We start from the raw sequence: 26325 nt of genomic DNA, 5'->3' as shown, positions 1-26325 counted from the left end.
CTGTTCAGTCTTGTGACATGGACACCGAAGCCACTTCGCTGACACCCCGGCCCTCCTTCCGGTCCAGAGCGCTCGCCACCGAAGCCGTGCACGCCGGACGCGATGATCTCGCCTCTCAGGGACTGCACGCCGCGCCGATCGATCTGTCCACCACCTACCCCTCGTACGACTCCCGGGGTGAGGCCGCGCGTATCGACGCCTTCGCCACCACGGGAGCGAGGCCCGACGGCCCGCCCGTCTACGCGCGGCTGGACAACCCGACGACGGCTCGCTTCGAGACGGCACTCGCCCGGCTCGAAGGCGCCGCGAGCGCGGTCGCCTTCGCCAGCGGGATGGCCGCCCTCACCGCCGTCCTGCTGGCCCGGGCGAGCCTGGGACTGCGCCACGTCGTCGCGGTGCGTCCGCTCTACGGCTGCAGCGACCACCTCCTCGGCGCGGGGCTGCTGGGCACCGAGGTGACCTGGACGGACCCGGCGGGCATCGCCGAGGCGATCCGACCGGACACCGGACTCGTCATGGTCGAGACGCCGGCCAACCCGACGCTGGCCGAGATCGACATCCGGGCCGTGGCGCACTCCTGCGGCTCCGTGCCCCTTCTCGTCGACAGCACCTTCGCCACGCCCGTCCTGCAACGGCCGCTCGAACACGGCGCGCGGATCGTGCTGCACAGCGCCACCAAGTACCTGGGCGGTCACGGTGACGTGATGGGCGGTGTCGTCGCCTGCGACGAGGAGTTCGCGGCGACCTTGCGGCAGGTGCGGTTCGCCACCGGGGGAGTGCTGCACCCCATGGCCGGCTATCTGCTGCTGCGCGGGCTGTCCACCCTGCCCGTACGGGTCAGGGCGGCCTCCGCCTCCGCGGCCGAACTGGCCAGGAGGCTCTCGGCCGACCCCCGCGTCGCACGGGTGCACTACCCGGAGGTGGGCGGCGCGATGGTGTCCTTCGAGGTGTTCGGGGACCCCCACAGGATCATCGCGGGCGTCCGGCTGATCACGCCCGCTGTGAGCCTCGGCAGTGTGGACACCCTCATCCAGCATCCGGCCTCCATCAGCCACCGCATCGTGGATGAGGGAGACCGGCGGGCCGCGGGCGTGAGTGACCGGCTGCTGCGCATGTCGGTCGGTCTGGAGGACGTCGAGGACCTCTGGGCGGACCTGTGCCAGGCGCTCAGCGACGGAGGTGCCGTTCCGGCTGCTCGGCCGGGGAAGGCGTCTCTGCCCGGGGAAGCTGGTCTGTCCGGGGAAGCTCCTCTGTCCGGCGGAGCTCCTCCGTCCGGAGCGGCGACGGGTGCGACGGCGCACCGGAGCGGGTCACCGGTTCCGTCCCCGGCCACGCGGACCGCTGAGCGGGAGCCCCGTCGAGCCGGGCGGTGATGACCAGGGTGCCCTCCTCGATCTGGTAGTCGAGAGGCAGCGAGAGCGCCCGCATGGCGGCCACCATCCCCGTGTTGTGCGCCTGCGTCACCGCGTACACGCTCTCGCATCCCGCCTCGACGGCCAGGGCCACCAGCCGGCCGAGCAGTTCCGTCCCGATGCCGCGGCGCTGCCAGTCGTCCTCGACGAGGAGGGCGACCTCGGTCTCGTCCCCGTCCCAGAGCAGATGGCCGAGGGCGACCATGCGGCCGGAGGCCGTCTGCACGGCGAGTGTCCGTCCGAAGCGGGGGCTCAGCAGGTGGTCCAGATAGCGGTCCGCGTCACGGACCGGACCGTGGTAGCGCAGGCCGAGGGTGCGCTCGGAGCAACGGCCGTGCATGGCCAGTGCCATGTCGAGATCACCCTGGTCCGCGCGGCGCACGGTGATCTCGTTGCCCTCGGGCAGGGTGAGGACGTCCTCACTGCGCGGCACGCGCGGGCCGAGCCGTGCGTCGAGCTCTACCAGCGCCCGGGCGCGGGCGAACTCCGTGGGGGTGAAGGGGAGGTAGGGGCGCTCCACGGTGATGACACCGCCCGACGGATCGCGCAGCCGCATCACGGTGTCCTCCAGCACCCCTTCCACGGGCGCGCTCTCCCCGGTGGGACGGCCGGTGATCGACAGGGCGGGCAGCGAGTGGATGGTGCACCGGCCCAGAAGCCGGCGCAGGGCCAGCGGGAGCTCGGCCGCGTCCAGCGCCGTGCGGGTGGCCAGGCCGAGGACCCGCGTGGGCGTGTCCACCAGGTCGTGGGCGTCTGCGCGCTCGATCCAGGTGGCGGACCCGCCGGCGGCGGAGATCTCCCGGGTGAGCTGCTGGGCCGGCAGCGCCGCCGGTGCGCGCAGCAGGAACTCGTCGACCGTCCCCTCGGCCAGCGGGTGGGTCTGCAGGGTCAGGATGTCGACCCGGTGGCGGGCCAGGGCCATGCACAGCGCCGCCAGGGTGCCGGGAGCGTCCCGCACGGTCGTGCGCATCCGCCACAGCACCGTCTCCACCGCCTCGTCGGCGCCGACGGAGGGAGGCTCCGCGTCGGCGCCGTCACTGTCGGCGCCCGGCGGTGCGTGGCTGTGACGCCGTGCCCACCAGGTGTGGAAGGCGGCCGTGGCGGCCAGGGCCACGGCCGAGGCCACGAGCAGATAGGGGCCGTCGGGCTGGTGCCCGATCAGATTGGCGATCGCGTCGGCCACCGCCACGGCGGTGAACAGTGCGGCCAGTTCGATCAGGTCCCGCCGCCAGTGGTGCGGACGGCGGGCACTCTTCGCGGATGTCACATCAGTCATGCCTTCACTGTGACCGAACGGTGTTGCCTGATCGCGAACGCATTGTGACTGATGGGTTACGTGCGGATCTGGTCGTCTTCAGCACCATTTTCGTCTGCGTGCCGGGACGGCACTTCGCCGCTTCACTGACCGGTGCGACCGGGCTGCAGCACCTTGGTGAACAGGACCGTGCCGCCCTGGGCCCGGAGGCGTACCGTCAGTTCGCCGCTGCCGCCGTCGATGTCCACCTCGCCGAAGAACTGCGGCTGCTCCATGGGGGACACGTTCGCCCGGTCCGGAGCGCGGACGAAGACCCGGTCCGGGCCGAACGTGCCGTCCAGCGCGTTCGCGGGGAAGCCACCTGCCGCCAGCGGGCCCGAGACGAACTCCCAGAACGGTGCGAAGTCCTTGAAGGCCGCGCGCTCGGGGGCGTAATGCTGAGCTGAGGTGTAGTGCACATCGGCTGTCAGCCAGACCGTTCCGGTGATACGCCGGTGCTTGATGTGGCGCAGCAGCTCGGCGATCTGCAGCTCCCGGCCCAGCGGCGCGCCGGGGTCGCCCTGTGCGACCGCCTCGAAGTCCGTGGCTCCGTCCGGGACCACCAGTCCCAGCGGCATGTCCGCGGCGATCACCTTCCACGTGGCACGCGACCGGGAGAGTTCCCGCTTCAGCCAGCTCAACTGCTCCGCGCCGAGGATGCCCGTCGTGTCGTCGGACTGGCGGCCCGGCGAGTTCGCGTTGCGGAAGGTCCTCATGTCCAGCACGAACACGTCGAGCAGCGGCCCGTGCCGCACCACGCGGTGCATGCGCCTCTCCTGCGGGGCGCCCAGCAGCGTGGGGACCGGGAAGTACTCACGGAACGCCCGCATCGAACGTGCCGCGAGCACGTCCACGTCCTTCTCGGTGTAGCGGGCGTCGTCCAGGATCTGCCCCGGATACCAGTTGTTGCGGACCTCGTGGTCGTCCCACTGGACGACGGACGGGACCTGCGCGTTGAACGCCCGCAGATGGTCGTCGAGCAGGTTGTACCGGAAGTTCCCCCGGTACTCGTCCAGGGTCTCGGCGACCTTGGACTTCTCCGGGGTCGTGATGTTGCGCCAGACCCGCCCGTCGGGCAGCGTCACGCTGGGCTCCAGCACCCCGTCCGCGTAGATGTTGTCGCCGCTGCACAGGAAGAAGTCCGGGTCCAGCCGCCGCATCTCCTCGTACACCCGGTAGCCGCCGATGTTCGGGTTGATGCCCCATCCCTGACCAGCGATGTCACCGGACCAGAGGAAACGCACCCCGTCACGACGGGTCGCCGGAGCGGTGCGGAAGGTCCCGTGCACCGGCCTGCCGCTGCGCCGCGGATCGTGCGGGTCAACGAGGGTGACCCGGTAGTGCACCTGCTCGCCGGCCGGGAGCCCGTACAGCGGGGTCGTACCGGTGAAGTCCGTACGGGCGTCGACCAGGGGGCCGTGCCATGTCCGGGCACGTCGGAAGGACTCCGTCGCGGACGTCTCCACCACCATTCGTGCCGGGCGGTCCGAACGCACCCACACGAGGGCGGACGACGCCGTCACATCCCCGACCTGCACGCCCCACGTGGCGCTCGGCCGGCCCGAGAGCGCGAACGCAGGGGCGGCGGTGACCGCCGCGGGCACGGCGATCGCGGCCGAGGCGAGGAGCGAGCCGCGCAGCACGGTGCGGCGCCCCGGGGCGGGTATCAGCGAACGGTCGGACATCGATGCGTCTCCAGGGGGCGAGAGGGCTGCCGGGGCAGCGGTCCGGCACAGGCAGAGGTACAGCCCCATACCTAGTCCCCGGTGGCGGCGGCCACGCCAACCGCAGATGAACAACCGGATCGGCCGACCACCGGCCCCGCTTCCTTCTCGCCCCGGGCTCGGGCATGCTGGGGCCGCGCGGGACCGGCGGGTCAGCGACTCGTGTCGAGAACGACGCGCGCCACGGCGGCAGGATCGTCGTTCATCGGGACGTGGCCGCATCCCGGGAGCCGCACGAGCCGGGCCCTCGGGATCGCACGACCGGCCCGGACCCCCTGGCGGCGCGGGAGCAGACGGTCCTTGCTGCCCCAGGCGATGCTGACCGGGACGCCCGGGACGTCGTCGGCGAACGTGACGCCCGAACCCGCCTCGAGGGTCTGACGGAAACCGGTCGCCTCGCGCAGCGCGACGGTCTCCGACACGACCGCAGCGGGTGAACGGCGGCCGGGCCGGGCATAGATGGTGCTGTTCAGTGCCGCGCGTCCTGGCGAGCTCCGCGAGAGCCGCTCGATCAGCGGCATCGGCATCGCGAGGGCCGCTCCCCGCATCGCCCGCAGCACGCCGAACGCGTAGCGGCGCTCGCTCGGCGTCCAGAAGCCTGCGGGGGACAGTGCCGTCACCGAACGCGCCAGCCCTTCGCGTCCCAACTCCAGTGCGAGCAGGCCGCCCAGGGAGTTCCCTGCCACATGCGGTCTGACCACACCGAGCGCCTCGAAGAACGAACCGAGCACCGGGACCATGGTCCTCAGGTCATGGGCGAGCCCGTGCGGCAGCGCCGGCGAGGCACCGAAGCCGGGCAGATCCACCGCTATGACGTCCCGTTCCGCCGCGAGGATCCGCAGGACCGGGTCCCACGCCTGACGGTGATGGCCGATGCCGTGCAGCAGGACCAGCGGCGCGCCCACCCCCGTCCGTTCGTAGGACACCTCGACCGTACGGAGGCCCTGGGGGGAGTCGACCGTGAACGAGACCGTGCTGGCCATGCTGCTCCTAGGGAGAGACCTGCGGGCGACGCGACGGGGGCGAGACAGTGCGTCAACAATGATTACCGTTGAGTAGCTTGCGGTTCAAGAGGTGTGCGCGATTCCCGCTGGACACCCTCAAGGGCGTCGGATGGGATGGACGGGTGACTGCCGACACCGCGTCCGATCTCTTCGAAGCCCACCGGCCCTTCCTCACCGGGGTCGCCTACCGCATGCTCGGCCGGGTCGCCGACGCCGAGGACGTGGTGCAGGAGGCGTGGCTGCGCTGGTCCTCGGCCGGGCGTGAGGACGTGCGGGAGCCGAGGGCCTTTCTCGTGCGCGTCACCACCCGGCTGGCCATCGACAGGCTTCGCCATCTGCGGTCCCGCCGTGAGGCCTACGTGGGGCCCTGGCTGCCCGAACCCGTGGTCACCGAATTCGGCCCCGCCTCACCCGATTCGGCGGAACGCGCCGTGCTCGCCGACTCCGTGTCCCTGGCCGTGCTGGTCGTCCTCGAGACGCTCTCCCCGCTTGAGCGTGCGGTCTTCGTCCTGCGCGAGGCGTTCGGATTCCCCTATGCGGAGATCGGAGCCACCCTCGACCGGTCCGAGGCCGCGGTGCGACAGTTGGCCGGCCGTGCCAAGCGCCATGTGGAGGAGCGCAAGCCGCGGTACGAGGTCGATCCGGCCGTGCGGCGCGATCTCACCGAGCGTTTTCTCGCCGCCGCGTCGGGCGGGGACCTGGAGAAGCTGCTCGCTCTGCTTGCTCCGGACATCCGCCTCGTCAGCGACAGCGGAGGCAAGGCGAAGGCGCCGCGGCGGATCATCGAGACCTCGGACAAGGTCGGCCGCTTCCTGCTCGCCGTCGCCCAGGACTGGTCCACCGCGGCGGAGGCGCGTGTCCTTGAGCTCAACGGCGGCCCCGCCCTGGTGTTCAGCGTGGACGGGCAGGTGGACACGGTGTTCCAGGTCGAGATCGAGGACGGAGTCATCCGGTGCGTCTACATCATCCGTAACCCGGACAAACTGGCAGGAGTGCAGCTGGGGCGGGGGCCTGTTTTGTGGGTCGGGTGACCCGTGCCGTCCCCGTGCGCCACTCGTTCCTCGCCCCTCTGGGGCATTTTTGAGTCCTCTTGAGTCCTCTTGGGCGCCTTGAGCCACCCTTCAGGTCTCACGGGGCGGAACGGCATTGTCGGCCGGAACGGCGTTGTCGGCCGTGGGGCTTCATGTTGCCCGGGCTCACCGTCGCGCGAACGTCCTGTGAACGCTCTGCGGCAGGGGGTCGTTCCGCAGCGTCACGGAGAGAGGATTGGTCTTGACCAAGGTGGTTCGCCGTCCTAAGGTCTGAACGATAAGGCAGGAACCTTTAATAAATAACGTCGCGGAAAACAAGTCGCCGGGCGGATGCGGAGGACATGGTGGGGACCACGCAGCTGGAATCGGTGCAGGAGCCGAAGTACTGGCACCTGAGGACCGTGCTCAGTGAGGCGCTCGACTCGGACTTCGCGGTGGGGGAAGTGCTGCCCAACGAACGGGACCTCGCGGCGCGCTTCGGCGTGGCCCGGGCGACGCTCCGTCAGGCGCTGGAGCAGCTCGAACTCGAAGGAAGGCTGCAGCGGCGACGCGGTGTGGGTACGACCGTCGCCCCGCCTCGTGTCGGGGTTCCCGTCGCCACCGCTCGACAGGGCGGGGCGGAAGGCGATGCGGACGAGGCATGGCAGCCGCTCGAATGCACGATGGCCACGGCCCCTGCCGCAGTGGCTTTCACGCTCGACATCGATGCCAGGGAACTCGTACACGTGGTGCGCCGCATCCGCGTCGTCCACGGGCAGGCTCTGGCTGCCGAACTTCTGTACGTTCCGACCTCGTCCGTGCCCGAGCTGTCCGCCATCGAGGTGCCGTCGGGGCCTGCCCGGGCCCGCAGCGTCGTGAGGGAACTGCACCGGCTCGGCCTCGAAGGCCAGGACCGGTCGGTCGAACTCGGGTCGGCTCGCGCCGATGACGCGAAGGAGCTCGACCGGCTCCCCGGTGCCCCCGTCCTGGTGGTCACCACCCGGTATCTCTCCGCTGCCGGCACCGCGGCCGTGTCTGTCGCCACCTACCGGGCGGACACCTGCCGGCTGACCTTCGGAGATTCCGGTGCGCTGGAGATCAGCCACGACGAGCAGGAGCGCCAGGCGTCCTGACTCTCCGGAGCGCCGTTCGACGGAATCCGGCCCTGGACTGTCCTCCCTGTATCCGGTCGCCCGGTCTCACGGTCGCTCGGTGGCGCGGTCTCACGGTCGCGCGGTCGCCCCGGCTCATGGTCGCCGTGTCTCACGGCCACCTGGTCTCACGGTCCCCTGGTCTCAAGGCCGCCCGGGCTCACTGTGTCCCGTGTCCCGGTCTTCCGCTCCGGACGGAGCCGCACGCGCCGTTCCCTGACTTGGCGTCACGCCCGAACCGTCCGTACGGCCCGTCGCTTTCAGCGGCGGGCCGTCACCGTGCCGTCCACGGCGAAGAGCTGTTCCTCGACGTGGTCCAGCGCAAGGCGCAGCGCGCCGGTGGCGACGGCCGCCTCTCCGAGGAGCGACAAGGTAACGCGGGGAGGCCGCAGGCAGTAGCGCGAGAGCTCGTCGCGAAGCGGATCGAGAACGCCGTCCAATCCGGCGGCCCATCCGCCGATGACCACGAGCTCCGGATCGAGCGCCAGCACCAGGGCCGCCACGTCGTGCACCAGCCGCTGGATGAATCGCGCGACGGCTGCCTGAGCCCCGGCATCTCCGTCCCTGGCCTTCGCGAAGACCGCGGCCACCGCCTGCTCGTCCAGTGGGTCGAGCGGTGTGTCCGTCGTCGAGAGCAGGTGTTCCGGTGTTACATCGCGGCCCAGGAGGTGCAAGGCGCCGATCTCTCCCGCAGCACCGCCGAAGCCGCGGTGCAGGCGACCACCGATCAGCGAACCCGCCCCAGGACTCAGGCCCGCCAGGACGAACACGATGTCGTCGGACTCGGTAGCTGCGCCCTTCCAGTGTTCGGCGACCGCTGCGGCGTTGGCATCGTTCTCCACCAGGACGGGGCACCTGAAGGAGCGACGGAGCCTCTCCCCGAGCGCGAGCCCCGTCCAGTCCGGCAACGCAGTGCCCAGCCGCACCGTGCCGTCGGCCTCGACGATGCCGGGGCTGCCGACCCCGACAGCTCGCAAGCTGCTCCGCGCCACCCCGGTGCGCCGCAACACATCGGCGATCACGGCTCTCACCTGGTCGAGCCTGTCGTCAGCACACGCGGACTCGGAGACATCGCGCGAGCCTGCGCCGACGATCCTGCCGTCCAGGCCGGAGAGCAGGGCCGAGACCCGGTGCGATCCGATCTCGACGCCCAGCAGATATCCGGCCTCCGCACGGAACCGGAAGCGCCTGGCGGGACGGCCCTGACGTCTGGCCCCGCTCTCGTCGGGCAGTGCCTCCACCACGAGCCCGGCCCCGAAGAGTCCTTCGACGACACCTTCCACCGTGGGACGCGACAGACCTGTGATCCGGGTCAGATCGGTCAGCGTGGGGGAATCCGCCCCTCGAAGGGCGTGCAGCACCACCGCGGAATTGATCCTCCGCAGCAGGGACGGGTCCCCACCGGTCAGCCTGCCCACCGTGTGTCCTCCCAGGTCGTGCGCGTGTCTGCCGGATCGTACTCGCTGGCCCCTGCTGCGGCGAGCAGGGCCCGGAAGGAGGCGTTCGGCCCCTTCGCCGGCCGTTGCCGCACCCGCGTGACACCGGTCAGCCGGGAGCGACGAAGCCTGACTCGTACGCCGCGATCACTGCCTGCGTGCGGTCCCGGGCGCCCAGTTTCGCGAGGACCGAACTCACGTGTGTCTTGACCGTCTCGACGCCGACGACGAGCTCGGCGGCGATCTCCGAATTGGACAGCCCCCGGGCCATCAGGCGGAGTACCGCTGCCTCACGGGTGGTGAGCGCAGCCCTGTCCATCGCGGCGCGCGCCGTGCTCGTGCCGTACTCGGCAGCGAGTTGCCGGACCGCGGCGGGGAAGAGCAGTGTCTCGCCCTCCGCCACGAGCCGGACGGCATGCACGATCTCGGCCGGCCGGGCGCGCTTCAGCAGAAACCCGTCGGCCCCTGCCCGCAGCGCCTCGTACACGTACTCGTCGTTCTCGAACGTGGTGACCACCAGGATCTTCGGCGGATCGGTCACGGTGCGCAGCACCACGCGCGTCGCCTCGATGCCGTCCATCAGCGGCATACGCACATCCATGGCTACGACATCGGGCCGAAGCCGGTTGACGAGGGGAATCACCGCCGCACCGTCGGCGGCCTCACCCACGACTTCGATGTCGTCCTGCGCCTCCAGAACCGCGCGGAGCCCTGCGCGCACCAGTGGTTCGTCGTCGACCAGAAGAACGGTAACCGGCATCGGGTCAGCGTATGCGGTCCAGAGGGAGGCTCGCGTACACCCTCCAATCCCCTGCGTGCGGGCCCGTCATGGCCTTTCCTCCCAGCAGGGCTGCCCGCTCCCGTACGCCTCTCAGTCCACTGCCGCTGCCCGGGCCGCGCTTCGATTCCGTGAGTGGGTTGGTCACTTCCAGCTCCAGTCGTTCCTTCACCACGACGATCCTCACTCTTACGGGGCCGGCACCGGCGTGACGCAGCACGTTGGTGAGCGACTCCTGCAGAATCCGATAGCCCTCACGCGACACAGGGCCGGGGACCAGGTCCAGTGGCCCGGTCATCTCCACGTGGAGTTCGGCGCCGGAGACGCGGGCCGATTCCAGCAACCGGTCGGCCTCGACCAGAGTCGGATGAACTCCGGCGGGCACGTCCGACTCGCGGAGCACGCTCAGGACTCGTTCCAGATCGTCGAGCGCGTTACGTCCGATCTCCTCGATGGCGGCGAGTGCCCGTGCCGTGAACTCCGGGTTGCCCGCCGTCCGTGCCGCCCCCGCCTGCAGGACGGCGACGGTCAGTGCGTGTCCGATCGAGTCGTGGAGTTCGCGCGCTATCCGGTTCCGCTCCAGGAGCTGCTCGGTGCGCTGTTCCAGTGCTGTCATCCGCTCGGTCGGTGACGGACCCAGCAGCCCGCGCGCCGCCGCCGTGGCCACCTCGCCGCAGAGGACGACCAGCCCGACGAGTATCAGGATCGGCACCGGTGCCCACAGTGCACACAACCATCGTGCTTCGACGACCTCGGTCAGCCAGTTCATGCCCGGATCCGCACCGAACGAGACACTCAGCAGGTCGAACGTCGTCGCCGGCAGCCAGATCGTCGCGAATCCGGCCGCGGCGGTGAGAAGGAGCCTGACCTCCAGCCACGCCACCGTGCGCCAGCGGTCCCCCCACGTGGTGGCAGGCGCAGCGGAGATCGAAGCGTCCGGCCTGCCACGCTCCCCGGGAGTGAGGAGAAGCTGCGCCTGCACCCCCTCCGCAAGGCGGATCGAGGGCAGCAGTCCCACCGGTACGGCGAAGAGGCAGGGCATCCACGGCGTGTCGATGGAGATGAACAGCCACAGGCTGACGACCGCCGACGGAATCAGCAGATGAAGCCAACGGCTGTACGTGACGGGCATGGTCAGTGGCCCGAGGAAGCGGCGCATGAAGCCATCGTGTCAGCGCGGGGCCGGGGGCGGCTCCCCCGAGCGAGGGAGACGAACCACCCGGGCGGGGGAGGCCGCAGGCCGCTGCGGCCAGCCAGGCTATGCCCATGACCAGCATCGACGTGCACGAACTCACCAAGGACTACGGCACTACACGTGCAGTGGATCACCTCACCTTCAGCGTGCGCCCCGGCCGAGTGACGGGTTTCCTCGGCCCCAACGGCGCCGGCAAGTCCACCACCATGCGGCTCGTCCTGGGGTTGGACCGGCCGACGTCCGGGACCGCCACCGTGGGCGGGCTGTCCTATGTGTCGCTGGCCAACCCGCTGCGCAGGGTCGGCGTCCTGCTCGATGCCCAGGCGGCTCACGGGTCCCGTACCGCACGCAGTCACTTGCTGGCTCTTGCCGCAAGTAACGGCATAGCCGACAGGAGGGTCGAGGAGGTCCTCGAAGAATCCGGCCTCGCAGCGGTCGGAAGACGAAGAATCAAGACCTTCTCCCTCGGAATGCGTCAACGCCTCGGAATCGCGGCGGCACTGCTCGGTGAGCCGGATGTGGTGATGCTGGACGAACCGTCGAACGGGCTGGATCCCGAGGGCATCATCTGGATCCGCGAGCTGATGCGTGGCATGGCCCGCGAGGGGCGGACCGTCCTCGTTTCCAGCCACTTGATGAACGAGACCTCTTCCTTTGCCGATCACCTGATCGTCCTTGGCGGAGGACGGCTACTCGCGGACATGTCGATGCGGGAATTCCTCGACTCCCACCGCAGACCCGGTGTCCGGCTCCGTACCGGCGAAGCCGGCCGGCTCCACGACGTGCTGGTCCGCAGGGGTTTTCGGCCGGTACCGGGAGACGACGGGCGCTGGACGGTCGAGGGCGTCACGGCCGAGGAGGTGGGCAAGGCGGCAGCGGATGAAGGGATCCCTCTGTGGGAGCTCACCGAGCTGCGCACCACCTTGGAAGAGGCCTATCTCGATCTGACAGCAGGCAGGGCTCAGTTCACGGCGCCTGCGACCGCATCCGCTGCACACCAGGAGGTCTGAGGCCATGGATATGTCGACCAATGCGGTGCTGCGCTCCGAATGGATCAAGATCAGATCCGTGCGGTCCGTCGCGTACTCGCTCATGGCGGTTTTCGCCGTCACGCTCGCCGTCACCGTCCTCGCCACAGCCATCGTGGGGCAGGCCGAAGCGGGCAACGCCGACTACGAGCCCTTGTTCTCCGCCTTCTACGCGCTGAGCTTCGGTCAGATCGCAGCCATCAGCTTCGGGGCGACCGCCATATCCTCGGAGTTCGTGAACGGTGCGCTCAGGATTTCGCTCACGGCCGTCCCGAGGAGAGGCCTTCTCTACGCTGCGAAGGTGTCGGTTATCGGAGCGCTTGCTCTGGCAGTCGGCTTGATCACCAGCTTCGCCACATTTCTGGTGGGACAGATGTTCATGGGTGAGTACGCCATCGGCCTGGGAGACACCGGTGCGCTTCGCGCGGCGCTCGGCGGTGGTGTCTACCTCGCACTGATCGCTCTGTTCGCCGCAGGACTGACGACCCTTCTGCGGAGTGCTGTCGCCGTACTGAGCACGCTCATACCCTTTTTGCTGATCGTCTCCTTCGTGGTGGGGGATGTAGCGGGTGACGTAGCGCAGTATCTGCCTGACCAGGCCGGCCAGTTGGTGCTCCACCAGAACCCGGATGGAGACCTCGGCCCCTGGACGGGACTGACAGTGACCGCCGCATGGGCGGCTCTCGCTCTCGTGGCCGGCTGGTCGAGCCTGCGGACGAGGGATGCCTGAGACCTGCCTACGGTGCCAGGCCTCCTGCTGGTGCTGCCGCTGCGGATGGGAGGAAGCGAGCGGCAGGCGGCGGGCCGGAGTAAGCGAGCGGCAGGTGGACACCGGCGGACAGGCGCGGTGCGGGTGCCGTGCGGCGACACGACGGCCACGCCTGCTGCCCGTGTGAAGGGCCGGCTTCGGACGCACCGTAGACCGCCGGCAGGATCGACGCGGCGCGCCTCGTAGAAGCAGGTGGCGGATCGCAGGGGCCATGTGTCAGTGCGGGAAGGTTTACTGACGGTATGACCACCGCACATTACCTTCGCCTCATCGACGGGATGCGAACCAAGGAATTCCCCCTGGAACGTGTCTCGTCGGGCTCGGGAATCAGCGGTCCGGGCTACCACACGACACTTCTCCTCGGTGAGGACGAGCGGAGTGAGGCAGATGAGGCAGACCGCCTCGAACTGCGCGCGCGGCGCATGGCGGAACACGACGCCCTGCTCGCGCTCCTGACTCTGCGATGGGGCGAGCCCCAGATGGTCAGCCTCTGGAGCGCACAGGAGCGGATGCTGGCGGGGGAGGTGATAGCCGACCCCTGGGCCGAACCCGTGGCGAGTTGCGAATACCTCCTGCTGTGGCGGACGGGAGACCGTTGGACAGCCGTCGTGCTCTACCTCGAGGACGACGGGCCGGGTTGCGAGCTGGGCGTCCTCGTCACCGTGGTGGACCCGCCCTGACGACCTTGGCGGAGCCTCCGCGTTCACCGTCGTGGCGGCCCCACCCTCACCGAGGCGGATCTACCAGCGCTTCTCGCCGAGGTGGACCTACCGGCGCGTCCCCGCCGAAGCGGACCTAGCTGCGCATTCCCGCCGAGCCGGACCCACCTGTGCTGTCCTGACCGCTCCCGGGCCCTTCGGCGCCCCTGAGTTGTCGTCGCGGTGCCGGCCGGAGCGGCGCACCCTCGAGGTCGGCGCATCCCCCGGAGGCCGTCGCGCGACGGACGCTCCTCGGGGTGCGGCCAAGGTGTTACGGAGTGGGCCTGCGGGAGTCGTCGCTGCCGACCGCCGCCAGGAGGCGTGCGTACTCGTCCGCCATGCTGCGTACGGTCCAGTGTGCGTTCAGCCCGCTGGGATTGGGCAGCGCCCACACACGAGCGCCGCCGATGGTCCGTTCCTGCGGACCGATCCGCGCGTGGCGATCACCGAACGCGGTGCGGTAGGCGGTGACTCCGACCACCGCGAGCCACGACGGGCCCGACGCCTCCACCCGCGCAGACAACAGCCTGCCGCCCTCACGCAACTCCTCCGGGGTCAGCTCGTCCGCTCGTGCGGTGGCTCTCGCGACCACGTTGGTGATGCCCAGGCCATAGCCCGGTAGCTCGTCCTGTTCCGATGGCTTCAGCTGCCTGGGCGTGAAACCGGACCGATGCAGAACAGGCCAGAAGCGATTGCCAGGATGGGCGAAATGGTGCCCCGAGGCCGCACTCATGAGGCTCGGATTGATTCCGCAGAACAGCACACGCAAACCGCCCGCGACCACGTCGGGCACGACGCGGTCGCGGGCGGCCGAGAGCTCTTCGGGCGTCATCCGGTGGGGGTACCGGCCGTCAGAGGATCGAGCCGGGAGCGTACGCGGCGGCTGCCGGGTGCTGCTTGACGATCTCCTCGATCCTGGACACCAGAGCGGCGATCTGGTCGCCCGCCGCACCGGTGAACGAGAGCTTGTCCGCCATCAGGGCGTCGAGCTCCCCACGGTCGAGAGGGATCCGCTCGTCGGCGGCCAACTTGTCCAGCAGCTCGTTGCGCTCCGCGCCCTGCTCCCGCATCGCCAGCGCAGAGGCGACGGCGTTCTCCTTGATGGCCTCGTGCGCGAGCTCGCGGCCGACGCCGGCCCTTACCGCACCCATCAGGACCTTGGTCGTGGCCAGGAACGGAAGGTAACGGTCCAGCTCACGGGCGACGACCGCGGGGAAGGCACCGAATTCGTCGAGAACGGTGAGGAAGGTCTCCAGCAGGCCGTCGAACGCGAAGAACGCGTCCGGCAGCGCCACCCGACGGACGACGGAGCAGGACACATCGCCCTCGTTCCACTGGTCGCCGGCCAGCTCGCCCGTCATGGAGGCGTAGCCGCGCAGGATGACCATCAGGCCGTTCACGCGCTCGCAGGAGCGGGTGTTCATCTTGTGCGGCATGGCCGACGAGCCGACCTGGCCCGGCTTGAAGCCCTCCGTCACGAGCTCGTGCCCGGCCATCAGCCGGATGGTCTTCGCGACCGAGGAGGGTGCTGCGGCCAGCTGTACCAGTGCGGTCACGACGTCGTAGTCGAGAGAGCGGGGGTAGACCTGGCCGACGGAGGTGAAGGCGTGGGCGAAACCGAGGTGCCCGGCGATGCGCTGCTCCAGGTCGGCGAGCTTTCCGGCGTCACCGCCGAGCAGGTCCAGCATGTCCTGCGAAGTGCCGACGGGGCCCTTGATGCCGCGCAGCGGATAACGGCCCAGCAGGTCTTCCAGGCGCCCGTAGGCCACCAGGAGCTCGTCCGCGGCGGTGGCGAAGCGCTTGCCCAGCGTCGTCGCCTGCGCGGCGACGTTGTGCGAGCGGCCCGCGATGACCAGCTCGCCGTACTCCGCCGAAAGCTTGCCCAGCCGTGCGAGAACAGCCACCGTGCGGTCGCGCATCAGCTCCAGCGAGAGCCGGATCTGCAGCTGCTCCACGTTCTCGGTGAGGTCCCGGGACGTCATCCCCTTGTGGACCTGCTCATGACCGGCGAGCGCGTTGAACTCCTCGATCCGGGCCTTCACGTCGTGCCGGGTGACCTTCTCACGCTCGGCGATCGAGGCGAGGTCGACCTGGTCGATCACACGCTCGTAGTCGGCCGGCGCCGCGTCGGGGACCTCGATCCCGAGGTCCTTCTGAGCGCGCAGCACCGCCAGCCACAGCTGACGTTCCAGCTTCACCTTCTGCTCGGGGGACCAGAGGACGGCCAGCTCCGTGGAGGCATAGCGGCCGGCCAGGACATTGGGGATGCGAGGCTTCGCAGACACAGCAGTCACGTGTCCCGAGCTTACCGGGCGTCCATACGAGATCCGAACCGTCCACCTGATGGAGGAAGCTCCAGGTCAGACGCGCCCGACAGGTAGGTCGCAGCTCGTGCGTGACGACGGAGCGCGCATGGAACCCCGGAAAGTTATTCGACCTCCAGTTCGATTCGATGTCCTCTCGGCGTGGATCGGCCCGCTGTACGTGGAGGAGGCGCTACGGGTGGAGCTGGATGCGGGCGGTACGGGTGTACGTGGATGCAGGCGCTACGGACATCTCGCCATCGCCTCGGAGAGTTGTGTGTCCGGTCCGGTCACCTCGGCGGCGGCGGTGGCGGCGACCGGTCCGGCCGAGGTGTGTGCCCCGGCTCGATGCCCTTATGTCGCGCGTTCGCCGGTGTGGCCCTTGTCGATCTTCGCGCGCAGTTGGTGCAGGCCCCGCCGCGCATGGCTCTTGACCGTACCCAGGGGCATTCCTGTCAGATCGGCGATCTGGGCCTGCGTCAGGTCCGCGTAGAACGCCAGGCACAGGACCTGACGTTGGTCGGCGGGAAGGCAGGAGAGTGCGTTGATCAGGAGAACGCGGTCCAGTACTTCATCAGGTCCGTGCTGGAGTGTGTGTCGCTCGACGGAGAGCGTCGCGGAGTCGATCAGGTGCAGTCGCCTGTTCCGGGCCGCCAGGGCGTCGACGATCTTCCGGCGTGCGATACCGACGAGCCACGCTCCGAAGGAACCCCGATCCGGGCGGAAGCCTGCTCGCCCGCGCCAGGCGCCGAGGAACACCTGCTGGGTCACGTCCTCCGCCTCGTGCGTGTCGCCCAGTGAACGTGTCGCCATCGCGTGCACGAGTGAACCCCAGCGCCGGTACACGGCCGCGAACGCCTCCTCCTCCGTCAGGCTCCGCACCGCTCCGGGGCGGTGGTCCACGCCCCGGAGCGGTGCGGAGGGCGGTGAGGGATCGTCGGATCGCGTACAGGCGTTCATGCTTGTTCCTCCCGGCATCCAGGGGACGGTGCCGAGCCGCCCCAGGCCGGTGGGTGACGACGGGGCCTACCTGGATCCCACAATGTTCGGAAGCGGAAGCGATGCACACAACATGCGTCGATTGTGCGTCGTATGCTGCGGACGTGGGATCGGACTTGGGATCGGACAGGGAGCGGGAAGGGGATGGTGACGCCCCGCTCGACGGTGGACTGACCACCGGCGAGGTGGCGAGGCGCCTCGGTGTCGCGCCCACCACCGTCCGGTCGTGGGACCGTCGCTACGGGCTCGGACCCGGCACCCGTGCCGACGGCCGGCACCGCCGTTGGACCGCCTCGGATCTGGCGCGCCTGCGGAAGATGTGCGCCTTGACCGGAGACGGGCTGCCGCCCGCGGAGGCTGCCAGGCTGGTCCTCGACGATTCGACCCCTCTCGTGTCCCGGCCGCAGCCGAAGGCCCGCCCCGTCCCACCATCGGAGGCGCATGGACGGAGTCGGGCCGGCAGCGGACTCAGGCTGGGCGGCGTACGCCAGGAGTGCAAGGGAATGGCGCGCGCGGCCCTGCGCCTCGACGCGGGAGCCCTGGACGAACTACTGGACGCGGCCGTCAGGGAACACGGCCTGCTCGAGGCCTGGACCGAGCTGATCATGCCGACGCTGCAGGCTGTCGGCCGCAAGTGGGAGACCTCGGGCGAAAGATACGTCGAGGTCGAGCACTTCCTGTCCTGGCATGTGTCCGGCGCACTGCGACGCCATGCGCCACCCATCGCTCCGGACACCCGTGGCGTGACCACGATCCTTGCCTGTGTGCCGGGGGAGCTCCACACGCTGCCCTTGGAGGTGCTCACCGCAGCGCTGACCGAACGCGGTCTGCTCGTCCGCATGTTCGGCGCCGCCTTGCCGGTCGAGTCGCTCGTCGCGGCGGTGCGGAGAACGGGACCGGCCGTTGTCGGACTGTGGGCGCAGTCCCGCACCACCGCGAGCGCGCCGCTCGCCCAGCACGTCGCCGCGATCGAGTGGGGGGTGCGTGGCGCCCGCATGAAGCCCGTTGTCTTCGCCATGGGTCCCGGCTGGGCCGGACAGGTCGCGCGGGGAATTGCGCATCCTCCAGGGCTCGCCGAGGCGGTCAGGGCCGTGGAGGCACTCGCGGGCAGGTAGGCCGCCGTCGAGCGGACCGGCCCCGGGCCTGGACACCCGGGAACCCAGGACGGGATGACGACGCCTGCTCGGTGGACCGCGGCTCCCGGTCCGACCTTCCCCACCCGCGAGATCTCGTTTCCCGGTCCCGAAACATCGGGCGCCGAAGTGCATCCGAACCGGAGGCGACGAGCGAATCACGGTCATAGCCGTTCGACAGGAGATGCCGGTGTCCTTCGTTGCCGATCTGTCCGCCCCGCCCGCCCTCGGAACAGGGAATCAGTTGGTGGAGGCCAGGGCCGCCTTCTTCGCGGGCCACGGGTGGAAGGGGGCGCATGCAGGACGGGGGAGGAGCGAGACCGCGTACGCCGAGAGCCTTCTGGAGGCTGAGTACGGGCACTCGTCCCCGGCCGTTCCGACGGGCACGGAATCTCGCCTCGGCAGGACGGCGGCAGGCGCCGGACCCGGCCCGACCGGAAGCGCTGCCAGGCTCAGCCGGTCCGATCATCTGACAGCCTCGCTGCGCCGGGCATGCCGCCTGGCCGTGCCCATCGCCCCCGAAAGTCTGCTCGCCCAACGGAACGCCGGACTCCGAGGCAGCGCCGCAGTGGCGGAGATGTGGCCGGGGTCGGTCTACCGCTACGGCCCACGGCGTGCCGAATCGTCGCTCAGGGCGCTGCTGACCCGCCCCGACATCGACGGACCGTCCACGGCGTTGCTGCTCGATCTGGCCACGGCCGCGGCGCTACGCCCCCTGAGCCCCGTGGAGACGGCGAAGCTCGCCGCGGACTGCGGCAGCAGGGCCGGACGGCACGCGGCATGGCGCCACCTGCACGCCCTGCCCCGAGGGGCTGCCCTGCTCCCCGGCCCCGAGAGCGCGGCGGACGAGTACGAACGGCTGCTGCTCGCCCCACCGGACCCCCGCATCACCTCGCCCGTGGGAGAGGGAGCGGTGGTGGCCCAGGCGATGCTGCTCGGCGACCTGGAAAGGCCCGGACAGGGGACGAGCGGCGGCCTCGGGGTCCTCGTCGGCGGTCTGGGGGACCATCTGGCCGGACTCGACGACATCGCGTCGGTCGTGACCGTGGTCCTGGCGGGGCACGACGCACTGTCCGCTGACGGAAGGACCGTGTACGAGCGGGTACCCGGGCACTGGATCGTGCGTCTGCCGGTGGACGCACGCGGCCTCCCGGACTCCTCGCAGATGCATCTCCACCGGCCCGCACTCGCCTGGTGGGCTGAGCGGCTGCTGGGCGCCCTTCCCCGTCGGCCACAGGTGGTGCACGTGCGCTCTGCCGACGACGGCAGCCTCGCTCTGGCCGAAGCAGCCGAACGCCTGGGTTCACACGTGGTGTTCACCGCCACGCCCGATCCGCACCGGCAGGTCGCGAGCCGGCTGGCCGCGGAGCGCACGGACCATCGGCCGGAGGAGCTCGGACGACTACGCGTTGACCTGCACCGCGTCTTCGTCGGAGACCGTCTGGTGGAACGTGCCGACACCGTGATCGGTGTGGCGGGGCGCTGCGGCACGGGCGAGTTGGTGAGTCACTTTCCCCAACTGGCCAAGATGAACGGAGGGTCCGGGCCGGTCACCCCTGCGGAGGGGATCACCCCGTACCGGCCCGAAGACGACGAGCCGCGCCGCGGAGCCGACCTCGTCGCCTCTCTCTTCGCCGGCGGTGACGAGGAGGACTCCCTGGGACCGGAGGACAGGAACCTCCCCCTGCTCCTGTGCGTCGGCCGCATGCATGCGGTCAAGCAGCAGGACGCACTCGTACGCGCCTGGATCGCCTCCGGCCTGTACATGCGGTCGACCTTGGTCCTCGTGGGTGGCTCGCCGACCTTGGAGAACGAGTACGAGAGGGACATGCTGCGCCGTATCAGGGCGGCCCTGGCCGACCGTCCGGGGGCTGCCTCCCGGCTGGCCGTACTGACCGCTCTGCCCAACCGCACGGTGCGGTGCCTCCAGCACGCCTTGGCGGACCCGGACTCCGGAGTCCCTGCCGCGTGGTACGTGTGTCCGAGCGTCGAGGAGGACTTCGGGCTCGCGTTGCTCGAGGCGATGGAGGCGGGAATGCCCACGGCCGGCCCCGGCCGGGGCGGTGCGCTCCAGTACCTCCATGACGGGGTCAGCGGAGTCGTCCTGGACACCTCCTCCGAGGAGGGACTCGCCCGAGGGCTGCTCCGCATGATCACTCTTCCCGCGGCGGACCGTCGTCGACTCGCCGCCGTGGGCCGGGACGTGGTGACCAGCCGGTACTCGATCGCGGCCACGGCCGAGGCTCTGCTCGACGCCTACGGGATCGGCGGCCGCGGCAAGCGGCCCCGTCCGGTGCCCGGTCCCCGGGACCAGCCCGCGAGGTGAGACCCCGGTCCGCGCCATGTGCCCGTCACGACGCTGCGCGTTGAGGCGCCGGCACGGACAGGTGCCAGCATGGACAAACGACGGCACGGGCGGCGACCGGGCGGCCCGGGGGCCGTCGCGGAGCCCGTCCGCCACGGGATGTGCCGACGCGGGTCACCGGCAGGCGCTCAGGTCACCGGCGGTTCCGTGACCTCGGGGGAGCGTCCTGTCGGCCGGTGCGGGCACGGTTCGCGTGCGCGCACATGCCCTTGGCGGCTGCTTGCGTGATGTTCCGGGCCATCCCGCCGAAGACGACCGCGTGGAACGGAGAGACGCTCCACCAGTAGACGTGCCCCAGCAGGCCGCGCGGATGGAAGACGGCACGCTGGCGGTAGCGGGTGACTCCCCCGCAGGTCTCTACGTACATCTCCAGCCAGGCCAGGCCGGGGAGCCGCATCTCGGCGCGCAGCCGCAGCAGATGGCCCGGTTCGATCTCCTCGACGCGCCAGAAGTCCAGTGAGTCGCCCACCCGCAGCCGCTCGGCGTCCCGGCGCCCACGGCGCAGTCCCACGCCGCCGACCACACGGTCCAGCCAGCCCCGGACCGCCCAGGCGAGGGGGAAGGAGTACCAGCCGTTGTCCCCGCCGACACCCTCGACCACCTTCCACAGCGACTCGCGTGAGGCGTTCACCGGGAGTCGCCGTTCGTCCTGGTAGAGGCTGCCCCCGGCCCAGTCGGGATCGGTGGGCAGAGGGTCGCTGGGAGCCCCCGGTACGGAGGCGGACGACCAGCGTGTGGTGACCTCCGCTTCCCGGACACGGCGCAGGGCGAGGTCCAGTGCCTCGTCGAACGGCAGGGGCCGGCCCGGCGGGTCCGGTGCGTAGAGGGCGATGTCGTGCTCCTCGCAGACCACCTCGTGACGTAGCGACTCGGTCAGGGGCCGGGCGATGGAGGCGGGAACGGGAGTGACGAGGCCGACCCAGTGGCTGGACAGCCTCGGAGTGAGGACCGGTACGGGCAGGATGAGCCGCCGCCGGAGCCCGGCGACCTCGGCGTACCTGCGCATCATCTCCTCGTACGTGAGGACGTCCGGTCCGCCGATGTCGAAAGCCCGGTCCACATGTTCCGGCATGGTGGCCGAGCCGACCAGGTAGTGCAGCACGTCGCGGACCCCGATGGGCTGGGTGCGGGTGCTCACCCAGCTCGGAGTGACCATGACCGGCAGACGTTCCGTGAGGTAGCGCAGCATCTCGAAGGACGCCGATCCCGAGCCGACGACCACGGCAGCCCGCAGCACGGTGGCCGGAACGGGTGCCTCCAGGAAGATGCGGCCCACCTCCGCACGGGAGCGCAGGTGCGGTGAGAGCTCACGCTCGGGGACGCCCTTCGGCGTGAGTCCGCCGAGGTACACGATCCGCCGCACTCCCGCGGCCCGGGCCTGTTCGGCGAAGATTTGTGCCGCACGGCGATCGGTGTCCTCGAAACCGGCACCCGTTCCGAGGGCGTGCACCAGGTAGTAGGCCACGTCGATCCCGCGCATGCTCGCAGCGACGGACGCGGCGTCGGTGACATCCCCGGCGACCGATTCGACCTCTCCCGCCCAGGGGTGGTCGCGCAGCTTTTCGGGGGAGCGGGCCAGGCACCGGACCGTGTGGCCCGCTTCCAGCAGCTCCGGCACGAGGCGCCCGCCGATGTACCCGGACGCGCCGGTGACCAGACAGTTCAGCCGCTCGGTCGTCCCGCGCCCTTCGGTGCTCATGAACGCTTCTCCTCACGCCCGGCCCGGTCAGGCGCCGCGAGGTGTCCTGTCGCGGCGTCGCCGTGTGACGGGACCGGGGCCACGGGTGGTGCTGCCGTCGCCGCCTGATGCATGGCTGTCTCCTGACGTCTTCGTACGTGTGGTGCGCCCCGCCCCACACGTACTTCTGCTCGGAGCGGGCCGATGGATGCACGGTGAGTAGCAACGGCCCGGTCGGCCGTACCCCAGGCTCGGCAGCCACCCTTTCGCAGGATCGGGTGGGGGTGCGTACGGGTGATATGGCGACATGTCGGCATCCGGACGGACGGCCCCGGCAGAAGAAGACACATGAAGCTTCGAGACGAACTTCCCGTCGATCACCACCTGGCGACCGTCTACCGCTACGGAGCCGCTGTCTGCGGCCTCATCCTGCTCGCCTTCGCCGCGCTGGGCTTCGCCGACGCCCTCACCCCCTTCGACACCGCCGGGGACACGGTCGCGGGCATGACCACCAACACCACGCTCAGTGTCATCTCCACGGTCGTGGGACTGGCTCTGCTCGTCGGGGCCGTCATCGGGGGCAACTTCGCCTCCACCCTCAACATGACGATCGGAGGGCTGTTCGTCCTGAGCGGCTTCGTCCACATCTTCGTGCTGGACCGATCCGTCAACATCCTCGACTTCGGCATGGCCAACGTGATGTTCAGCTTCGTCATGGGCCTGGTCATCGCGACGTTCGGTATGTACGGAAGGGTCACCAGCCGCCTCTCGCACGAGAACCCCTACTGGCGACGAAGGCACCCTGAGCAGGCAGAACACGAGGCGGCCGCGGTCCGGCGCCTGAGCGAGGGCCCGGGCCCGACGGTGCTGCCCGCGGGGCGGACGCCCGGCCTCGCCGGCCGGGAGTCCCACGACGGATGACGCCCCCGGGGGGAGCGGCGGCGGTGCCGGCCCGCACTCATGGCAGCTCCCCCCACTCCGTGTGCGTGGACGTCCCTTCCTCCTTGCCGGCCGTCGTCGGGGCGGTGCCGGGACGGGCGTCCTCCGCAGGAGTCTCGTGCGAGAGATGGTCGACGACGTCCACCACACCGTCGACGCTCTGGCACAGGCGGAGAAGGAGCGGCACGGTGTCGGGGCTGTGCACGGCGCCGCTCAGGGTGACGAGCCCTTCGGACACCTCCACGTTCACCGAGGACGGGCTGAGCCGAAGCGTCCGGGTCACCACCTCCTCGACGATCTCCTCCTGGATCGCGCGATCCCGGCGCAGGAAGACCTGGACGAGATCGCTGCGGCTCAGGACTCCGACCAGGCGTCCCTCCGCGTCGACGACGGGGAGGCGCTTGACCCGGTGCTCTTCCATCACCCGGGCGGCGTGCACCACGTTCCACCGGGGCTCGGCGGTGACGGCCGGATGGCTCATCAGCGCACCGGCGTCCCGTGCGCCGCCCGTGGAGCGGTTGCGCAGGAGGTCGGCCTCGGAGACCACGCCGACCGGACGCCCCCCTTCGTCCACGACGGGGACGGCGGTGACGTTCGACTCGCTGAGCAGACGGGCGATCTCCTTGAACGTGGTGCCGCGCTGGACGCTGATGACCGACGGTGTCATCAGGTCGGCGACGGTGAGATGTCCCATCCTTCGACCCCCTGCCTGCAGAACTGGAAGCGTGTGTGAGTCATGCTTCCCTCGGGCTCCGGACGGAGCACGCTCCCTTTGTGCAACTTCCGCCCCGCCGAGAAGGTTCCGGTCTGCCGTTCGGACGTCGCGGACCGCCGATGGTGACGGCCGGCCAGGGGCGTGTCCGGCCGCCAGGCGTGCCGCCCGGCCCGCTCAGGGGCGCGCCGGGTGCAGGACCGTGCGCAGCGCGTCCGTGGAGGTCGCGCTGGACGCGATGGCGTAGGCGCTCCGAATGTCACCGATCTCCCGCCTCTGCGTGATGATCCGCGAGAACAGGTCCAGGTGCTCCGGGCTCAGGACATCGAGGAGCCAGGGGGTGGAGGACGTGTCCACCTGGCCGGTGCTGATGGTGACGTTCTTCCGGCACAGCTGTTCGAGGTGCAGGCTGACAGGTGTCTCGTGCATCCCTATGTTCGCGATGTGCCCACCGGAACGTACGACCTGTGTGCACAGGACGAAGCTGTCGGAACTCCCTGCGGCCTCGATCACGACATCGGCTCCGGGGCCCTCCGACAGGTCCGCGATGAGACGTCCGGGGAGTTCGGCGTCGTCGGCGCCGAGGCTGCCCGCCGCGGCCAGGCGCGCGGGGGAGAGATCCACCGAGATCACGCGGGCGGGGGAGTAGATGCCCGCGATGATCAGCGCGGACAGTCCGACCGGTCCCGCCCCCACCACCACGACTACGGCCCCGGGGCGGACCTTCCCGTTGCGTACCCCGAGTTCGAAGGCGGCCGGGAGGACTTCCGAGAACAGCACGGCGGTGTCCCGGTCCATGGCGTAAGGGAGCTTGTGGACCGAGTGGTCGGCGAACGGGACCCGGACCAGTTCGGCCTGGGTGCCGTTCACCTCGTGCCCCAGGAGCCAGCCTCCCCCCTGGGTGCACTGGCCGAAGACGCCCTGGCGGCACGCCATGCAGTGTCCGCAGGAGGAGATGGACGACACGATCACCTCGTCCCCCGGCACCACGTCGTGCACCTCGGTCCCGACTTCCAGCACCTCGCCGACTGCCTCGTGCCCCAGGACGGTGCCCGGACTCACGTCGGACGCGTCGCCGCGAAGAGTGTGCACGTCTCCGACGCAGACGGTCGTCGCGTCCACCCGGACGACCGCATCGGTCGACTGCTCCAACTCCGGGTCGCTCATGGGCTCCCACGAACCCTGGCCCGGACCCTGATAGACGAATGCGTGCACTGTTCTCGCTCCTCCGGCCCGAAGCTCCGGCACCTCCCGGCGTCCCTCAGTGGACGAGGGGACACCTTCGGGTCTTCTGCCGCGGTCCCTCACGCCAGTGTCTGCCGCAACCACCGCCTCGACCGAGAGACGGTCGGGGTAGGACACCGGGACCTTCGGCCCCTTCCGGACGAGCCCCCGCAACCCACGGCGTGTTCCCGTCCGGAGGGGGGGGGCCGTTCGGTCCTGCCGCGTGCCTCGGACGGCCCTTCTCCAGTCCGCGGCCGTCGTGGAAGCTGAGGAATGACCGTCGGCTGTCCGGCGCTTCCATCCGTTCCGCTCCGCGTTCCGGGAAGGCGATGACGTACGGTGCCCCACCATGTGCTGGTCGCTTACGCGACGAGGTACGGCTCGACCGCCGAACTCGCCCGGTTCATCGCCCGGACGCTGCGGGAAGAGGGGCTGGAGGCCGAGGCGCTCCCCGCCGCCGAGGTGACGGACGTGGCCGCGTACGACGCGGTGGTGATCGGCAGCGCGCTGTACATGGGCCGCTGGCGCCGGGACGCCGGCCGGCTGACGCGACGACACCGCGACGCCCTGCGCGAACGAGCCGTCTGGGCCTTCAGCAGCGGCCCGCTGGATCCCTCGGCCTCCGAGAGGGACATCCCGCCCGTGCCCGGCGCACGCCGGGCGATGGAGCGGGTGCGCGCCCGCGGTCACGTGACCTTCGGTGGCCGGCTGGAGGCCGGTGCCGAGGGCCGCATCGCCCGGGCGATCCTGGACGAGGGACGAGGCGGCGACTTCCGTGATTTCGACGCCGTCGCGAGGTGGGCCCGCGGCATCGCCACCGAGATCGAGACACCGGAAAGCCTGTGATCCGATGCACGCAGGAGGCTGGAGCCGCGTCGGGGGCGATCGGGCGCTGAAACGACGTGTCGACATCGTCGAGGCCCGACTGCTCGTCCTCCTCTGCGCCCTTGTCGTCGCGTGCGCCGCGGTCTTCGGGGTGATCGACGCGATGGCCGCGCTCCACCACGAGCAGTCCGTCGCCGAACAGCAGCGCGCCACGCGCCATCCCGTCAGAGCCGAGATCCTGCGGGACGCCGCCGAGGTCTCGCCGTGGACGGACGAATCGGGGCGTTCGGAGCGGGTACCGGTGCCGGTGCGCTGGACCGGCACCGACGGCTCCGACGTCACGGCGGACGCACGGGTGTCCCCCGGCGCGAAACGCGGCGAGCGCGTGGAGGTGTGGCTGGACCGGACGGGCCGAACCACCTCGGCACCTTCCGACGCCCGGGATGTGTGGGCGGCGGCCGTGGTGGGAGGGCTGGGGAGCGTCGCGGTCCCGGTCGGAGCCGGCGCCGTGACGGGGATCGGCATCCGGATCATCTGCAATCGCCGCCGTTCAGCGGGCTGGGAGGTGGAGTGGAGCAGAGTGGAACCCGAATGGAGCCGCCGAGCGTGACCACCTGCCGCAGGCCGGACGTCGTGTCCGGCAGCTGC

At 70.3% G+C, this 26325-nt stretch carries 22 protein-coding genes and 1 pseudogene; 11 read left to right on the top strand and 12 right to left on the bottom strand.

What is annotated here, in order from left to right:
- Nucleotides 1–17: 17 nt before the first annotated feature.
- A pseudogene (locus tag IA22_RS0128435) lies at nt 18–1211 on the top strand (trans-sulfuration enzyme family protein); the annotation flags it as partial.
- Here the strand turns inward: IA22_RS0128435 and IA22_RS0128430 are convergent.
- The 3 genes from IA22_RS0128430 to IA22_RS0128420 all read right to left on the bottom strand — a co-directional run bounded on the left by IA22_RS0128430 (nt 1168) and on the right by IA22_RS0128420 (nt 5413).
- Nucleotides 1168–2688: a GNAT family N-acetyltransferase gene (locus IA22_RS0128430; protein ID WP_030125251.1), complete on the bottom strand. Its 1521-nt coding sequence runs from the start codon at nt 2686–2688 to the stop codon at nt 1168–1170. The pseudogene IA22_RS0128435 and the gene IA22_RS0128430 sit on opposite strands and share 44 nt — an antisense overlap.
- Nucleotides 2689–2810: 122 nt before the next feature.
- Nucleotides 2811–4391 carry an alkaline phosphatase D family protein gene (locus IA22_RS0128425; protein ID WP_030125250.1) on the bottom strand — a complete coding sequence of 527 codons (1581 nt, stop codon included), beginning with the start codon at nt 4389–4391 and terminating at the stop codon, nt 2811–2813.
- A 191-nt stretch (nt 4392–4582) separates the two neighbouring features.
- On the bottom strand, nt 4583–5413 hold the full coding sequence (locus IA22_RS0128420) for an alpha/beta fold hydrolase (protein WP_030125249.1): 831 nt from the start codon (nt 5411–5413) through the stop codon (nt 4583–4585).
- Between the two features lie 143 nt (nt 5414–5556).
- On the opposite strand from IA22_RS0128420, the gene sigJ reads away from it, so the two are divergent.
- Complete coding sequence (gene sigJ, locus IA22_RS0128415) at nt 5557–6465, top strand: RNA polymerase sigma factor SigJ (protein ID WP_015576243.1); 909 nt, start codon at nt 5557–5559, stop codon at nt 6463–6465.
- Between the two features lie 344 nt (nt 6466–6809).
- Nucleotides 6810–7577 (top strand): GntR family transcriptional regulator, encoded by a 768-nt coding sequence (locus IA22_RS0128410; protein ID WP_030125248.1) that lies wholly within the window; start codon nt 6810–6812, stop codon nt 7575–7577.
- A gap of 278 nt (nt 7578–7855) precedes the next feature.
- Here the strand turns inward: IA22_RS0128410 and IA22_RS0128405 are convergent, their stop codons facing one another.
- The 3 genes from IA22_RS0128405 to IA22_RS0128395 form a co-directional block, all read right to left on the bottom strand.
- Nucleotides 7856–9013 (bottom strand): ROK family protein, encoded by a 1158-nt coding sequence (locus IA22_RS0128405; RefSeq protein WP_030125247.1) that lies wholly within the window; start codon nt 9011–9013, stop codon nt 7856–7858.
- Between the two features lie 127 nt (nt 9014–9140).
- Nucleotides 9141–9791: a response regulator gene (locus tag IA22_RS0128400; protein WP_030125246.1), complete on the bottom strand. Its 651-nt coding sequence runs from the start codon at nt 9789–9791 to the stop codon at nt 9141–9143.
- Between the two features lie 4 nt (nt 9792–9795).
- Complete coding sequence (locus tag IA22_RS0128395) at nt 9796–10968, bottom strand: sensor histidine kinase (RefSeq protein WP_015576238.1); 1173 nt, start codon at nt 10966–10968, stop codon at nt 9796–9798.
- Between the two features lie 107 nt (nt 10969–11075).
- Here IA22_RS0128395 and IA22_RS0128390 point away from each other — a divergent pair, with 107 nt between their 5' ends.
- The 3 genes from IA22_RS0128390 (at nt 11076) to IA22_RS0128380 (ending at nt 13481) form a co-directional block, all read left to right on the top strand.
- Nucleotides 11076–12014, top strand: a complete 939-nt coding sequence (locus IA22_RS0128390) for an ATP-binding cassette domain-containing protein (protein WP_030125245.1) — start codon at nt 11076–11078, stop codon at nt 12012–12014.
- A gap of 4 nt (nt 12015–12018) precedes the next feature.
- On the top strand, nt 12019–12762 hold the full coding sequence (locus IA22_RS0128385) for an ABC transporter permease (protein WP_030125244.1): 744 nt from the start codon (nt 12019–12021) through the stop codon (nt 12760–12762).
- Between the two features lie 281 nt (nt 12763–13043).
- Nucleotides 13044–13481, top strand: coding sequence for a hypothetical protein (locus tag IA22_RS0128380; protein ID WP_015576235.1), 438 nt, complete (start codon nt 13044–13046; stop codon nt 13479–13481).
- Nucleotides 13482–13770: 289 nt separating this feature from the next.
- On the opposite strand, the gene mug is transcribed toward IA22_RS0128380, so the two are convergent.
- From mug to IA22_RS0128365, 3 genes are all read right to left on the bottom strand, one after another.
- Nucleotides 13771–14331: a G/U mismatch-specific DNA glycosylase gene (mug, locus tag IA22_RS0128375; protein ID WP_014157562.1), complete on the bottom strand. Its 561-nt coding sequence runs from the start codon at nt 14329–14331 to the stop codon at nt 13771–13773.
- A gap of 19 nt (nt 14332–14350) precedes the next feature.
- Entirely contained in the window at nt 14351–15793 is a 1443-nt protein-coding gene (gene purB / locus IA22_RS0128370) for an adenylosuccinate lyase (protein WP_030125243.1), read from the bottom strand.
- Nucleotides 15794–16156: 363 nt separating this feature from the next.
- Nucleotides 16157–16762 carry an RNA polymerase sigma factor gene (locus IA22_RS0128365; RefSeq protein ID WP_030125242.1) on the bottom strand — a complete coding sequence of 202 codons (606 nt, stop codon included), beginning with the start codon at nt 16760–16762 and terminating at the stop codon, nt 16157–16159.
- Nucleotides 16763–16863: 101 nt separating this feature from the next.
- On the opposite strand from IA22_RS0128365, the gene IA22_RS0128360 reads away from it, so the two are divergent.
- Together IA22_RS0128360 and IA22_RS0128355 are read left to right on the top strand one after the other, a co-directional pair.
- Complete coding sequence (locus IA22_RS0128360) at nt 16864–17916, top strand: MerR family transcriptional regulator (protein WP_234434600.1); 1053 nt, start codon at nt 16864–16866, stop codon at nt 17914–17916.
- Nucleotides 17917–18124: 208 nt separating this feature from the next.
- Nucleotides 18125–20260 carry a glycosyltransferase family 4 protein gene (locus tag IA22_RS0128355; protein WP_030125240.1) on the top strand — a complete coding sequence of 712 codons (2136 nt, stop codon included), beginning with the start codon at nt 18125–18127 and terminating at the stop codon, nt 20258–20260.
- 172 nt (nt 20261–20432) lie between these two features.
- Here the strand turns inward: IA22_RS0128355 and IA22_RS0128350 are convergent, their stop codons facing one another.
- Entirely contained in the window at nt 20433–21998 is a 1566-nt protein-coding gene (locus IA22_RS0128350; RefSeq protein WP_030125239.1) for an SDR family oxidoreductase, read from the bottom strand.
- A 327-nt stretch (nt 21999–22325) separates the two neighbouring features.
- Between IA22_RS0128350 and IA22_RS0128345 the strand changes: the two genes are divergently transcribed.
- The gene (locus IA22_RS0128345; RefSeq protein ID WP_014157568.1) at nt 22326–22898 is read left to right on the top strand and encodes a DUF4383 domain-containing protein; all 573 of its coding nucleotides are present in this window, start codon (nt 22326–22328) and stop codon (nt 22896–22898) included.
- A 37-nt stretch (nt 22899–22935) separates the two neighbouring features.
- On the opposite strand, the gene IA22_RS0128340 is transcribed toward IA22_RS0128345, so the two are convergent.
- Together IA22_RS0128340 and IA22_RS0128335 are read right to left on the bottom strand one after the other, a co-directional pair.
- Nucleotides 22936–23610 carry a CBS domain-containing protein gene (locus tag IA22_RS0128340; protein ID WP_030125238.1) on the bottom strand — a complete coding sequence of 225 codons (675 nt, stop codon included), beginning with the start codon at nt 23608–23610 and terminating at the stop codon, nt 22936–22938.
- Nucleotides 23611–23805: 195 nt separating this feature from the next.
- A complete protein-coding gene (locus IA22_RS0128335) occupies nt 23806–24843 on the bottom strand; it encodes an alcohol dehydrogenase catalytic domain-containing protein (protein WP_014157570.1) in 1038 nt (345 codons plus the stop codon).
- A 360-nt stretch (nt 24844–25203) separates the two neighbouring features.
- Here IA22_RS0128335 and IA22_RS0128330 point away from each other — a divergent pair, with 360 nt between their 5' ends.
- Nucleotides 25204–25698, top strand: coding sequence for a flavodoxin domain-containing protein (locus tag IA22_RS0128330; protein WP_245229611.1), 495 nt, complete (start codon nt 25204–25206; stop codon nt 25696–25698).
- Nucleotides 25699–25702: 4 nt separating this feature from the next.
- Nucleotides 25703–26287 (top strand): Rv1733c family protein, encoded by a 585-nt coding sequence (locus tag IA22_RS0128325; protein WP_030125236.1) that lies wholly within the window; start codon nt 25703–25705, stop codon nt 26285–26287.
- Nucleotides 26288–26325 lie beyond the last annotated feature (38 nt).

It is taken from the genome of Kitasatospora papulosa (assembly GCF_000717245.1).
Classification (GTDB): domain Bacteria; phylum Actinomycetota; class Actinomycetes; order Streptomycetales; family Streptomycetaceae; genus Streptomyces; species Streptomyces papulosus.
Note: the sequence above shows the minus strand (reverse complement) of the source record. Positions and strands in the feature narration are given on the sequence as shown.

Bases quoted from the DNA above. Each gene is read 5' to 3' on its own strand.
- IA22_RS0128430 (WP_030125251.1), bottom strand. From the start codon at position 2,688: ATGACTGATGTGACATCCGCGAAGAGTGCCCGCCGTCCGCACCACTGG.
- IA22_RS0128425 (WP_030125250.1), bottom strand. From the start codon at position 4,391: ATGTCCGACCGTTCGCTGATACCCGCCCCGGGGCGCCGCACCGTGCTG.
- IA22_RS0128420 (WP_030125249.1), bottom strand. From the start codon at position 5,413: ATGGCCAGCACGGTCTCGTTCACGGTCGACTCCCCCCAGGGCCTCCGT.
- IA22_RS0128400 (WP_030125246.1), bottom strand. From the start codon at position 9,791: ATGCCGGTTACCGTTCTTCTGGTCGACGACGAACCACTGGTGCGCGCA.
- IA22_RS0128395 (WP_015576238.1), bottom strand. From the start codon at position 10,968: ATGCGCCGCTTCCTCGGGCCACTGACCATGCCCGTCACGTACAGCCGT.
- IA22_RS0128390 (WP_030125245.1), top strand. From the start codon at position 11,076: ATGACCAGCATCGACGTGCACGAACTCACCAAGGACTACGGCACTACA.
- IA22_RS0128385 (WP_030125244.1), top strand. From the start codon at position 12,019: ATGGATATGTCGACCAATGCGGTGCTGCGCTCCGAATGGATCAAGATC.
- IA22_RS0128380 (WP_015576235.1), top strand. From the start codon at position 13,044: ATGACCACCGCACATTACCTTCGCCTCATCGACGGGATGCGAACCAAG.
- mug (WP_014157562.1), bottom strand. From the start codon at position 14,331: ATGACGCCCGAAGAGCTCTCGGCCGCCCGCGACCGCGTCGTGCCCGAC.
- IA22_RS0128365 (WP_030125242.1), bottom strand. From the start codon at position 16,762: ATGAACGCCTGTACGCGATCCGACGATCCCTCACCGCCCTCCGCACCG.
- IA22_RS0128360 (WP_234434600.1), top strand. From the start codon at position 16,864: ATGCACACAACATGCGTCGATTGTGCGTCGTATGCTGCGGACGTGGGA.
- IA22_RS0128350 (WP_030125239.1), bottom strand. From the start codon at position 21,998: ATGAGCACCGAAGGGCGCGGGACGACCGAGCGGCTGAACTGTCTGGTC.
- IA22_RS0128345 (WP_014157568.1), top strand. From the start codon at position 22,326: ATGAAGCTTCGAGACGAACTTCCCGTCGATCACCACCTGGCGACCGTC.
- IA22_RS0128340 (WP_030125238.1), bottom strand. From the start codon at position 23,610: ATGGGACATCTCACCGTCGCCGACCTGATGACACCGTCGGTCATCAGC.
- IA22_RS0128325 (WP_030125236.1), top strand. From the start codon at position 25,703: ATGCACGCAGGAGGCTGGAGCCGCGTCGGGGGCGATCGGGCGCTGAAA.